9 protein-coding genes are annotated in these 13,871 nt (G+C 41.0%); all 9 read right to left on the reverse strand.

Going from position 1 to position 13,871, the window contains the following annotated elements; translation table 11 throughout:
* Positions 1 to 674, reverse strand: a 674-nt coding sequence (locus tag Q8907_05525) for a family 20 glycosylhydrolase (protein ID MDP4273725.1), incomplete at its 3' end; no start/stop codon positions are given.
* Positions 675 to 891: 217 nt separating this feature from the next.
* Positions 892 to 2,763 carry a beta-galactosidase gene (locus Q8907_05530; GenBank protein MDP4273726.1) on the reverse strand — a complete coding sequence of 624 codons (1,872 nt, stop codon included), beginning with the start codon at positions 2,761 to 2,763 and terminating at the stop codon, positions 892 to 894.
* Between the two features lie 25 nt (positions 2,764 to 2,788).
* Positions 2,789 to 4,243 carry an alpha-L-fucosidase gene (locus Q8907_05535; protein MDP4273727.1) on the reverse strand — a complete coding sequence of 485 codons (1,455 nt, stop codon included), beginning with the start codon at positions 4,241 to 4,243 and terminating at the stop codon, positions 2,789 to 2,791.
* Positions 4,244 to 4,407: 164 nt separating this feature from the next.
* Positions 4,408 to 4,533 (reverse strand): DUF5703 domain-containing protein, encoded by a 126-nt coding sequence (locus Q8907_05540; protein ID MDP4273728.1) that lies wholly within the window; start codon positions 4,531 to 4,533, stop codon positions 4,408 to 4,410.
* Between the two features lie 18 nt (positions 4,534 to 4,551).
* A complete protein-coding gene (locus Q8907_05545; GenBank protein ID MDP4273729.1) occupies positions 4,552 to 4,674 on the reverse strand; it encodes a hypothetical protein in 123 nt (40 codons plus the stop codon).
* Positions 4,675 to 4,883: 209 nt separating this feature from the next.
* Positions 4,884 to 8,006, reverse strand: a complete 3,123-nt coding sequence (locus tag Q8907_05550) for a glycosyl hydrolase (protein MDP4273730.1) — start codon at positions 8,004 to 8,006, stop codon at positions 4,884 to 4,886.
* 384 nt (positions 8,007 to 8,390) lie between these two features.
* On the reverse strand, positions 8,391 to 10,094 hold the full coding sequence (locus Q8907_05555; GenBank protein MDP4273731.1) for a RagB/SusD family nutrient uptake outer membrane protein: 1,704 nt from the start codon (positions 10,092 to 10,094) through the stop codon (positions 8,391 to 8,393).
* A 23-nt stretch (positions 10,095 to 10,117) separates the two neighbouring features.
* The gene (locus Q8907_05560) at positions 10,118 to 13,420 is read right to left on the reverse strand and encodes a SusC/RagA family TonB-linked outer membrane protein (GenBank protein MDP4273732.1); all 3,303 of its coding nucleotides are present in this window, start codon (positions 13,418 to 13,420) and stop codon (positions 10,118 to 10,120) included.
* Positions 13,421 to 13,661: 241 nt separating this feature from the next.
* The coding region (locus Q8907_05565) for a DUF4974 domain-containing protein (GenBank protein ID MDP4273733.1) at positions 13,662 to 13,871 on the reverse strand (210 nt) is incomplete at its 5' end.

Below are 13,871 nucleotides of genomic sequence, written 5' to 3' on the forward strand. Positions count from 1 at the left end.
CGCCAGCCTCCTATTTCGGTAAGTTTGGGATAACGTTTGATTTCAATCCTCCAGCCCTGATCGTCTGTAAGATGCCAATGCAAAACATTCATTTTATGCAGGGCAAGCATGTCGATCATCCTTTTGACACATTCAACAGGAAAGAAATGGCGGCACACATCGAGATGCATTCCCCTCCAGGCAAATGAGGGCGAGTCTTGTATTTCCTGACAGGGGATATTAATTTTCCTTACCTGGGCTGATTGGGGAGATATCAGTTGTAAAAGGGACTGCACGCCATAAAATAAACCGGTGGAACTTGCTCCGTCAATTGTGATATTCTTTCTGCTGACAACCAGAGAGTATGATTCTTTTTTATCCGGATTCTGATCTATCTTCAGTACAACAGACCTTTTTACAGGCTTTGAAGAATTAACCACCGGCAGTTCCAAACCATCCAGAGTTTTCACCTGGTCTGCCAGATAGCGTGCAATTTCGTTGATTTCATGATTGCTTGTACTAACCAGGATGCTAGTCTTTTTATTGAATCTGAAATGCCCCCTGCTATAAGTTATAGATGCAGGTGCAGGAATAATGGTGGATTGTTTCTGCGCTAAAATCTCACTTCCTGAAAAACCCAAGCAGAAAATAAGAATTACGGCAAATAAAAAATTTATGTTACGGATGCTTTTCATATCACAAAATTTAAGATGGTGACTATTAAATCAAAAAATTAGAATTCACAATTTTTCATTAGGTTAATACAAACTTACAATTTTCACTTGTGGACTGTATTTATTTCAAACAGCAACAGAGAAACATTATGTTTATGAAATTTATCGGGTACTCTCTCCTCTAATTCTAAATTACTAAAAAACAGCACACATTCCAATTTACCGGGCTTAAATAAATTTACTTCACAGGTACTAATTTATCCAATATTGGCTGCTCCGATGATTTAAGAACCTTTTGGATCGCGTCATTCTGCTGTTCAAACAAAAGCACTTGGTTTTTACCTTCCTTTAGCCAACATCCGGGCAAATAAAGTGTTTGTTGGGGCCCTGCTTTCCAATAGCGGCCCAAATTATGACCGTTAACAAAAACAATTCCCTTGCCCCAACCCCTCATATCGAGAAAAACATCTCCTGTTTCCTGCAGATCAAACACTGCGGAATAGAAAGCAGGTAAACCTTTTTTACAGGACCTGGAATGCTTAGGAAAAGCAGGAACTTTGTCAACCGGAACCTTGAACATTTCCCAATTACCCCTGATTTCCCTATTATCAATAAAAACAGGTGAAATAATTCCTTTATTATTATTGGTTATTTCACTGCCATAATTAATACGGCCCATATTCTCAACAAGAATATCAAGCCGCCCATTCGAAGGAATATTAATATCCAGGGAATAATTGTTGAAAAGACGGTTTAGTTCGCCTGCTTTCCGTCCGTTCACATACACAAGGGCATAATCACGAAGCCCCTTGAGCTTCAGTTTGCCCTGAACGGGTTCCTTAAAATATTTGGTATATAAAACATAACCATATCCCTGCCCCAACTCTTCAAAGCTAAGAGGGATTTCATCAACAACAGGCTTTACTGCCTTGATCCAATCAAAAAAGTCATAAGTTTTTTTCAGGCGGATATCAGGAACTTTAATGACGGGAATTTGGTCCGGAATCTCCGGCATTGGATAGGTTACATACCTCTCCATCAAATCACGTATTGCAAGGTATTTAGGTGTTGCCCATCCTGCCTCACTGATAGGCGCATCATAATCATAGCTGGTTATATCTGGCTGTATATTATGTTCATTGTTATAATTAGCCCCTGAAGTAAAGCCAAAATTGGTTCCTCCATGTACCATATAAAAATTGAAACTTATATCATTTTTCAGGTATTTTTCAATTTGTTGCGTTACCTGGTTTGTTCCCACATGGACGAAAGGTTCAGCCCAGTGGTCGAGCCAGCCGGGATAATATTCGGCAACCATATATGGCCCTCCAGGATAATACTTGTCTATTCTTCTTTTCAGTGTATCAATATTCCCTTCTCCGTTGGCAGTGGGTAAAACTCCAGGTATTGCCCCATAATTGAACAGCCAGGAACCATCAGAGGTATAAAATGGCACATCAAAGCCCGCATCAGTTAAAAATTGTTTTATTGTATGATAATATTGCCTGTGGGTTTCCAAACTTATATCCTTGCGTTGCGCCACATAAGAACCGAACTCATTTTCTACCTGAACCATAATAATAGGGCCTCCGTGGGTTACCTGTAAATTTTTAACCTGTCCGGCTAATTGATTAATATATACCTTGCAGGAATCCAGGAAAGGTTGATTTTTTGTACGGACGACCAGCTTCTTATTGTTAAGCAACCACCAGGGATAGCCTCCGTATTCCCATTCTGCACATACATAGGGACCAGGCCTAAGGATCACAAACAAACCTTCTTCCCCGGCAGTTTCAATAAACTTTGCCAGGTTCCTGTTTTCTGTTGTAAAATCCCAGACGCCGGGAGCCGTATTGTGATAATTCCAAAAGACATAGGTAGCCACAGCATTCAACCCCATTGCCTTCATCATTTTAAAACGTTGTCGCCAGTAGGGTTCTGGAACCCTTGCATAATGCATCTCCCCTGAATGAATGAGTATGGGCTGATTGTCATAATAAAACTTATTGTTTTTTATTTCGAAGGAATGACTTTGCGTTTGGGCCTGAGCAAAACCTCCCAATAACAGAAAAATAATTGTATAACAGGCTGATTTTTTTAACCACATCATGTAACTTGTCTTGAATTTATTGTTTTTAATACACATCAATATTCGAAATTACCAGAGAGGCTTTTGCATCAAGGATATTAATCTTTATCTTGTCAGTCATAACCGGTGCCAGCTTTATTATCCTTTTATACCCGATGGTAGTTCCCTCTGCTGCCTTTACCCACTGGTTGGCCTCATTATTAATTTCAATATTGAAATTTTTTACACGCTGACCCAGTTTGATATATTCCTGAAGAAGAACGTACTTAACCACGTGTCTTTGGCTAAAATCAATTTCTATACTGCCCGACCTGATGTTGTCATCTGTAGCCCAATAGGTTTCTTTATCGCTATCGATGGTTTTTTCGCCATTATACATTGATGAATTTCCCCGATATGAACTGGTTATGACTTTGGCATTTGCTGTCAGGTTGGTTTTAAATTCATTTTCAAGCAGTTCCCTAAATCCTTTTAAGGCCTTCAGGTCGTTTTCATTAATCAGCCCCCGCCTGTCAGGAGGCACATTTAATAGAAGATTGGAACCCCTTCCCACTGAGGACAAATATATTTCAAAAAGACGTTGGGGCGATTTAACCAAAGAATCTTCACGGGAATGATAAAACCAGCCGGGGCGTATGGAGACATCCACTTCTGCAGGAATCCAATGCGTTCCATCTTCCGAACCGGTATTTAATAACTTTTCTATCCCGCTTTTACCCGCATAAAGGGTATCAGGATTGATTATATCCCAGTTTGTTTCCCCAACTCGACCTTCCTCATTTCCAACCCAACGGATATCAGGCCCTGCATCACTGAAAAAAACAACATTGGGTTGTATACTTCTGACCATTTTGATGGTTCCGGGCCAATCATAGTAAACCTGCCTGTCGATTTTACGTGTTTCATTTGCCCCGCCATAAAATCCGGAACCGCCATTGGCTCCGTCAAACCACATTTCGAAAATAGGCCCGTAATTGGTAAATAATTCCTTAAGTTGATTTCTGTAATAGGTAATATATTTGGGATTTCCATAATTTTCATTGTTTCTGTCCCAGGGAGAACAGTATATTCCAAATTTCACCCCCTGTTGCCTGCAAGCATCGGAAACTTCCTTAACCAAATCGCCCTGCCCGTTTTTATAAGGTGAATTTTTAATCGAATGTTCGGTGTATTTACTAGGCCAAAGACAAAAACCATCATGATGTTTACAGGTTAAAATGACTCCTTTAAACCCGGTTTCCTTCAATGTCTTAATCCATTGGTTGACATCTGGACGGGTAGGATAAAAAATTCCCATAGATTCTCCACCCATTCCCCATTCCAGACCGGTAAAGGTGTTTGTTGTAAAATGGACAAAAGCATTCATTTCCATTTCGTGCCATGCTATCTGACTGGCACTGGGCAATGGAGGCAAAGGTTTTGGCGGTGTAACAATTTCCTGTGAAAAAACCATGGAAGCAAAAAACACCAAAGAGGTACATACAATAATTAATTTTTTCATCATAAAAAAGTATCGATTTCAGTAAAGTGGTTATAAAGATTGAAATATTTTGAATCAAAAGTAAGTATTTCTTAAATCCCAATCAAAAAAATAGACCTTGCTCCAATTGGTACCTTTAGCTGATTTCTTTTAAAAAATTTTCATGTTCGGGATCTATCTACAATTCACGTATACTCTAATTTAGGGAACATGTTGTTCTCATCAAAGGTCCCGCTGCGGGAAACATAAAGAAGGACATCCCCATTTTCCACCCAGACATTACAACCCATATCCCCTCCCCCGACAGGCATCGATTCTGAAGAATTCTTCTAGGGTGAATTCCATATAACATCGTAGAATTGCAGATAATTGCTGATATTGCTGACCTGTGCATAAATTGAAGCCAGACAGAACAACCGCATAAAAATGACGATATATCTTTTACGATTCATTTTTTAAATTATTAGTGTCTGGGGAAAACATAAAGATTCCTTGCTATGCCCGGAATGACAACAAGTTCGTAAATGTTTATGTTTGGAGGGGTTAGTTTGCAGCAATGCCACCAACTACCCCCTCCAAGTATCTATAAATAATTGTCATTTTAATCGGACAACAATAACTAAAAGTAACCTCATTTTGTTTGAATGACAAAACTTATTTTTTAATTTAAACCAACTTGTTTAACTATTCTGATATTCACCGGCCCCATCAATCCCGAAATGCGTAATAATTTTTCAGCATCAGGCGTATTAAATTTGTTGATATTGGTTTTGGTCAAACGTTTTTCAGGTGGAAGTTTTCCATCGCCAATCAGACGGTTTGGCCACAAATTTACTACCTCAACTTCCAAATCATTTATACCGGCCTTGACAAATGGAGAAATATCAAATCTGAAAGGGGCACACCACATGACCTGCATCTGATGGCCGTTAATTTTTACAGAAGCCATTTCTTTTACATTTCCCAAATCTAAAATAAAAAGGTTTTGATTTAGTTCACGCCTGGTTAACCTGAAAGATTTACTGTAAGTTGCTGTTCCCGAATAATATTTAATACCCGGATCCTCAAATTCTGTCCATGATTTCAGTATTCCGGTTTTTACAGTTGCCGGTCCGCCCCATTTGGGATCAAAATGAATATTCCAATCTCCGGAAAGCTCCATCTGTTGGCATTCTTTATCAACTTTCAGTTCCTCGCGGCGGCCATCTGACCAAGTCAGCCTATAGGTACCGGGTTCAATGATTTCAGCCTTATTCTTTTCTCCATCATTACTGAAAGTGATATATGGATAATTTTTTGTTTCTAAGCCAAAATCAGGGAAAAGCGATTTGTTGTCTTTCCTGATTTCAGTAAGGTGTGGCTTTTGTACAGCATTACTAAAAACAATAAATTTCGAACCATTGGGTTCAAAAAGCAGGGGAATGATGGTTCGTCCGTTTTCTTCGCGCCAAACCTTAATTTCTTCGGTTTCACCTGTAATGGGATTCCAAAATTCAGGAACTTTTCCACTGACCCTAAAACTGCATTCAACCTGTTCCCAGCGGTCGGGTAAAGCAGTTTGATAGCGATATTCAAAATCGTTATGAGCCATTTGACTAAAGCGGTTTGATATAAAATAAATTTCCTGATCGTCAGTAGTACGGTGAATCCAGTCAAGTGCAGCCTCAGGATGGGTACCCTTGAAGGTGAAATCGGGCTGTACACCCATATCAGCCAAAACCTGATTCACATTCTTTCCCCAGATAACACGGCCCTTTCCATAAAGATTTTCAAATGTATTTTTCCCGTCTATTTTCCCCCAAAGACGGCCGGCGATTTCATTTAATTCCTGATCATCATTGGGGAAACCCGTTAAACCGGTATCTTCCACAGGGCGGGGACCGATCAGGGTCATCCCCTCTTTGACCAGTTTTTCCAACTTACGGAGTACCACCAGGTTAATACTTTTTTCAGGAGGCAGCATCAGGACCCGGTAACTCATCCCATCAGGCAAAACAATCTTCCCGTCTTTGATCGAAACACGGTTTAGAATCACATCTTTAGAACACTTATCCCAATCGTAGCCGTAATTAAGTTCCGGAAGTTCTTCCTTTAGAAAAACGAAATTCGGTACATCGTCGCCATAATAATACAGTACATCGGCCACAAACAGGCCCTGTTGAAGCATATACATGCACCGGTCGAGATAAGAGATAAAATCTTTAGATTGCTTCCACCAGGTTACATTTGGGTTTAGATGTGTTCCTGCAAAATATTCGTCCCCCGGGAGTCCGAATTCCTTAGGAGAAGAAGTAAACGTATGCCAAACAATACGATTGACGCCCGAACAAAAAATACGGTCAATGTTTCCTTTAAGCTCCAAGGGTGAACGTTCCCATTGGGGGCCAATACTGGTCGGGCCCTCGGCTGCAACAAACTTTTTGCCATTTGTGTGGGCCACACAGGCACTTTGGCGGACCGAAAGCCGTTCATCGTCCTGAATACGGTGCGTATTGGCCTCGGCCCAAAATTCGCCCTGAGGGAAATCACTGATTCCCATAACTTTCAGTGCATCCACAGGAGCCGAATGTGGCCCGCCCGATTCAGGATGAATGCCCATTCCATATTTATGCGCCAGGTTATAAAATAATTGATAATGATTGTCGGCTACGCAATCGCCAACAGTTTTCCGGTAATCCTGTAAAAAACGGTCGGTTACATCACGGTTTTCAACAATCCTTCCGGTTAACACCGGCATATATTTTTGAATATCATATCCACGGTACTTTTTAAACTCTTCCGGAAATTCTTTGGTCCAGCTCACCAAACCCATTTCCCAACTGTCGGTTTGTAAGAATCTGACACTCTTACCCACCGATTGGGCCGTTTCTATTAACGGTGTAATAACAGTATTGCTGAACAATTCAAAAGCCTTAGGGCTCAGGTGGTCGACAGACAATCCTTCCCAACCATCACTGTTGGTCGAAGTACGCACCCCGGTACAAGTATATCCATAACGAATGATGGTCCATTCCCCTTCAGGAGCATTCCAATTCAATTTACCATTTTGGAAATTTCCAGAAAGGTCGATGATATCATCTTTTCGAACAGCCAGTTCGCCTCCGTTCCCCGGATAATTTTCCCTTAACTGATAAAGCGGATAAACTCCTTTCCATCCAATTTCTTCATTAAACGATTTTTTAGTCCAGTTCTTGATGGCCTCATTTTTAACCGGGATGCCCGGTTTTTTGGGGATAGCCTGCACCATCACATCCTGATACATCAGCTTCTGATCCGGCTGGGGCAGTTCCATACTGATCTTTTTCCCACCGGTGACCTCCACTTCAGACCAGACAATCTTCTTCATGGCAAATTCAGGAGTGATAGACGGAGCCCCGGGATTCCAACCGCTCTGAGTATTCACACTCAGCTCAATGCCTATACGGTCGGCCTCTTTTACAGCATGCTTGTATAACTCCATCCATTGGGGGCTCATGAAAACCGGGCCTGCAGGTGTCTTCAGGGCAACCTGATAATTTGAACTTCCGGCATCAACCAGCGAAGCCCCGCCATAACCCTTGTCTTTCATTTCCTCAAGGTCGCGGGTAATAGATGCTTTGGTTGCCATGCTATTGAGCCACCACCAGTAGCAACGCAATCGTGCTTCTGACGGAGGGTTCGCGAAACCATTTTTAAGTTGAGGATAATTGACCGCCGGATCAGTCAATATGGAATAGTGTTGCGATTGCCCAATTACAAAAAGAGGAATGCAACAAAGTAAGAAGGAAAAAATAAATTTATTCATAGCCGTTATTTGAATTTATGGATTTGCAAAAAAATAAAACTTACAGGATCTTACAGACTTAAGATACAGAAATATAAACCGGAATCAATCTCAATTACCTAAGGTGCTTTTGATCACCCCAGCCAAATCATCCGTTAAAATTTAAAATTTTCGAGTTCGTTTGCATGGATACTAAATTGAGCATTAGGTTTTCATTCTGGAAGCCAGACTTTGCCTGACAAAACTAAACAGTCTTTTTCAAATTTAATAATGTAAGAAAGATAAAAGGCGAAAGTCACCAGGACAATTATAATCATCTGATTTAAAAAACACTTCAAAGTGTACAAAAACAGGGACAACTAAAAAGCTGTCCCTGTTTTTATTAACATTATTTAATTTTCATTATTATCGTTTTGTCCAACCATCATTTTGTTCCAATTTCTGATCTTTATTGGTATCAATGACCGTTTGAGGAATTGGCCATAAATTATAATTAAATGTCAAGGTTGCAGCAGCTTCCGGCCAGTATGCATATTTTTTGATACGGTCGACAGCAATGGTACCGCCCATACGAAGGAGCGTATTCCAGCGGCATTCTTCATAAACCAGTTCGCGGGCACGTTCATCGAGTATCAAATTGAAATTGTCGTCCATATCGGCGGCAGTAACCTGATAAGCACATTGTGCCCTGTTTCTCAACAAATTAATATCAGCGGCAGCCCCGGGTTTATCTCCGCTCCGTTGTTTGGCCTCAGCACGAAGAAGGATGGTTTCCGGCAAACGGATAAAATAATCGTCCCTGAACAAGTTACTCATGTTCTCACCATCAGCAAGCCCGGTGTATTTATCAGTTGCAATCTTGCAGGATACTGGATAACAAAGGCTTCTGTTGACATCATTATTATACAGTATGCTCCAGGGAACAGGTTTCCCGTAATAGCTGTCGGTTTTTACATTGCCATTAAATATTCTGCGTAAAACAATATCCGAATTTCTCATATCAGTTGACCACTTACTTCCATATATGCTATCTCTGGTGTACATGGTCGGTATTATAATAGCAATTCCCCTGCCGCCAACATCTTCCAATGTTCCGGTCAGATGGCCGCTGGAACCGTCACGGAAAACCGGGCCATAGTTACGCGAATAGGCCAATTTTGAATTCCCGTCTCCTGCTTTGTACGCTTTATAATCAATTTGCATGGCCCAAATGCATTCCCTATTTCCATCCTGGTAATTAACATTGTTTTCCTGGAACAAATCCCAGTAAACATTACCCTGGGTTTCTGTCTTGCGGGCCCCATAACGATCGGTCATTAACGAAAAGACGCCTCCGTCAATCACTTTATTCCCGTAAGCGATGGATTGAGTAAAAGCAGCCTGTGCTTCAGTATTTTTCCCCTCGGCTGCAAGTTGGGTACCCATGGCAAGATAAAGTTCGCAGAGATTATGCTGAGCTGCACCTCTTACCAGGCGTCCACCTACCGAGGTGGTCAGCGGCAAATCATTTTCAATAGCCAAAAGCTCATCAATGGCAAATTGATAAGTTTCAACCCGGGTAGCACGTTTGAAATCGTAGCGGGGAGTTGTTGTTACCTCAGTCACAATAGGGACACCGCCAAAAAGTTCTGCAAGATTGCGGTAGGCAAAAGCCCTGAAAAACCTGGCCTGGGCAAGTGCATAGGCCTTGTCTGTTGCTGAGGCCCAGGTTATATTTGGCAGTTGGGCAGCATATATGGCTAAATTGGCCTTCCCGATCAACTGGTAAAATGTGCTGTAGATATTATAAAAATTGTCATTATCGGGATTGATATTCCCATAATTGTTAAATGTACTGCTCCTTCTAATACTGGGAACATCATACATGTCAGTACCGTTCCCCCGGAATACGAACATCCAATTTGCGCCGCTCGCAGCTGTCCAAATATCACGCAGTTGGGAATATGCAGAAAGCAATACCTGGTCAACCTGAGAAGGAGTAGAAAAAGCATTGTCCACTGTATAGAAGGTCGAAGGGTTTTCTTTCAGAAAATCTTCGTCAGCACAGCTCATCATACCCATTAGAGGCATAAAAAGGAGAATGCAATATATTAAATTTATTTTTTTCATATCTAAATCTATTAAAGTATTTGTTAGAAACTCAGATTAGCACCAATGGTATAGGTTGAAGGAACCGGCAGGGTATTTTCCCTTACGGTGGTTCCTACTTCAGGATCTCCCCCAACCCAGTTGGTGAACGTGGCCAGGTTCTTTGCAGAGATGAAAATCTTCATATTATTGATATGAGCCTTCTGAATCCAATTTTTCTGTAAGGTATAGGTGAGTGTGACGTCCTGAACCCTCACAAATCCGCGGGACTGTAATGCCTGATATCTGCTGTCTCCCGAAAAATAGGCAGAAGGATATTTGTTGCTTGGATTCTCCGGGGTCCAATAAGGTTTGGATATGGTATTATCATTAAAGCGGCCGGTTCCTGAAGTCATGAAAGCAGAAGTATTGCTTTTCAGATAATGGTTGTTGCCACCGAAAACTCCTGCAACCATCACATAAAGATCGAAATTCTTATAGCTTATTTCGTTGCTCATGCCCATTCTGAAATTTTCCTTGGTATAACCCAGGATCTTTCTATCGGCCGAAGTAATACCGGCAACACCATCAATATCCTTATATTTAGGAGCACCTGGTGCAGCGCCTGTCAGGGCAATATAATCTGCATCCGTTGTCTGGACGATTCCATCCTGCTCATAACCATATATAGCGCCCAAAGATTTTCCAACAAACAGTCCATTTGAAATATCGTCATCTTCCTTGCCGTCCCCATTCAGGTCCTGTCCATACAATTTTACCAGTTTGTTATTGTTTTTCCAGAAGGTAATCCCGGTATTCCATGTCCAATCTTTATTCTGAACATTCACCGACTTGATATCAAGTTCAATTCCCGAATTGTTCACCTGTCCCATTGCCGTTTGTATGGTTTTAAAACCAGTCATCACAGGAATATTCCTGGTAAAGTGCTGATCCCTGGTTTTCGAAAGGTAAAGATCCATATCCACAAACAAGCGGTCTTTTAACCAGGAAGATTCGAAGCCTGTATTCCAGGTTTCTGTCTTTTCCCATGCCAAATCGGCATTTCCAAGAGTAGTTTGATTTAATCCATAAACTATTGTCCCCTGTGCAGAAGAAAATTCATAATCGATTGCTCCGGAGGCCCCGTTGGAAACAGTGGATAAGGTCCCATAAGGACTGATGCCCTGGCTACCGTTCTGGCCCCAAGAAAGTTTAAGTTTTAAACTGGATAAAGGATCAAATCCCTTAAGAAATTCTTCGTTAGAAATTTTCCAGGCAGCACCTGCTGCTGCGAAGTTGCCCCATTTCTTATTTGCTCCGAAAACAGAAGCCCCATCCCTGCGGAAAGATCCAGTTAAGAAATATTTGTCGTTGAAAGAATAGGTCAGTCGTCCCAAATAACCAATGTTCGTGGTTTTGGTACCGTTCAGATCAAATTTTTGTACAGTTGCCTTGTGCAATCCCCACATTCCCAATGAGGTATTTCCATTGCTGGCAAAATCGGAACCGGTCATGTTCATTGCCGTATATTTGGAATAATCCCTGGTTGCCACCAAAGTAACCTCGACATTGTGTTTGCTAAAGGAATGTTTGTAATTAAGAATATTATCAATTACATAACTTGTAGTTGTAGTATTATAGAGATTTCCGTTTGCATTGGTCAGGAAACCCTGAATCGTTGACTGGGTATATCTGTCAAGTCCAGCACCTTCCTTAACAAAATAACCTTCATGATAAAAATTCCCCTGTTCTACTTTATCAAGGTTGTTCAGATAATTCAACCTGTAACTAAGCCCTTCTATCCACGGAATCTTCACAACAGCATAACTGTTTAAACGGAAGTTACGCCTTATATCAGAATTATCGCGGGTCCCGTCATTGACTCCCCAAAGTGGATTTATTGACGACTGGGTGTAAGGGTATTTTTCCAGATGACCCAGGCTATCCCGGTACTCCACTCCATAAGGCGACTCCATCTGTGCTTCCCCAATATTGGCAGCCACCCCGGAATAATCTCTTCTTGAGAAACTTCCATCTATGCCAATTTCCAACCAACTGGTAATTTTGGTATCAACTTTTCCCAAAAGTGAAATCCGGTTAAAATCGTCACCAACTACAATACTTTTGTTCTTATCATAAGATGCGGACAAATAATAGTTTACATTCTCCCCAGCTCCGGAAACGGCAATCTGATAATTTTGTATTTTCCCGGTTCTGGTCACCTGGTCCAGCCAATCGGTTTCCTTGCCGGCAGCCAAATTGGCCAACTCACCGGCTTTCATCCAACTGGTGGTCCCTTCAGCATATTGATTACGGGCATTGACAACTTTAATCCATTCTGCGCCTTTCATCACAACCGGTTCATTCTGCCAGGTTTGAATACCTGAAGAAGTATTGAAAGTAACCACAGGCTTACCTAAGTGTCCCTTTTTGGTGGTTATGGCAATTACCCCGTTGGCAGACCGGGAACCATAAGCAGCAGCCGAAACTGCATCTTTCAGAACATCGAAACTGGCAATATCATTAGGATTAATATCGCTTAAACTTCCCAAAAAGATAACCCCATCCAGCACAATTAAAGGATCATTGTTGCCACTGATAGAGTTTTGGCCCCGGATCTGCATACTGGGCTGGCCACCTGCGGAATTTGTGGCACCAATGTCCAAACCCGGTACATTTCCTTTCAATGCTTCCAGGGCATTTAGATTGGGTACCTGAGAAATCGGAGAATTTTCAACTTTCACAGAAGATACAGAGCCTGAATAATCCTGACGCCGTGCAGTACCGTAACCAATCACAATTACTTCGCTCAGTTGTTTAATATCAGGAACAAGTTTGACATCCAGAACACTTGCTCCGTCCAGGGATTGAGTCAAACGGTTGTAACCCACATAGGAAAAAATGAGTTTGACATTTTGGGAAGGGACATCCAAAGAAAATTTTCCTTCAAGGTCAGTTGTAGCCCCTATTGTGGTACCTTCCACAATGACACTGACTCCCGGTAAAGCTTCGCCTGTAGAGGCATCCGTAACTTTCCCGCTTATTTTATGCTGCTGTTTCAGCGCAGACTCTGAAGGAGTAATTACGATCAGGTTGTTATCCAACACCCTGTAAGTTACATTGGCCTTTGCAAAAAGTTTATCCAAAACATTTTCAACCTTACTATTCACAACCTCTAACTTCACATTTCTATCCAAGTCAGTATATTCCTCATTATAAAGAAACCGATACCTGCTTTGCTGTTCAATTTCCTTAAATACTTCCTTAACAGACCTGTTGTTGACATTTAAAGTAAGTTTTGTTTGGGAGTACAAACCGGCAGAGGCATTTAATACACTTAAAAGTAAAATTGCCACTGATAATTTCATGGTTAATAAAAGATTTGATTTTCCTTTTTTTTGAAAAAAAAGATAATGAATCAATTTACATTTCATAAATTTGAAGGTTAAATGATTTAACACTGTTATGTCGTAGCTGACTCCCCAGTAAGTTGCGACATATAATAATTAAGTTTCAGGATGGGAGGAGTAATTCCTCCCATTTTTTGTGTAATTTTTCTTCTAATTTCTCATAGGCATTATATTTTTATGATGTTAGTTAAGTTTTATTTTATCGTTTCAATAATTTTTCATAGCCTTCTTTTAATTGTTTATTAAGGGATAAAATGACTTCCTTATGATTGATGGTGTAATTCATCGGAACCGTGAGGCGGATGGCGTCGAATAACTGCTCAATGGTTTCTTCTTCCATGGAACCCGAGAGTTTATAATGTTTCAACTGTTCATCCTTGAAAGAGATATTCACATCATACAATCTTTC

The sequence above is a fragment of the Bacteroidota bacterium genome (assembly GCA_030706565.1).
Classification (GTDB): Bacteria; Bacteroidota; Bacteroidia; order Bacteroidales; family JAUZOH01; genus JAUZOH01.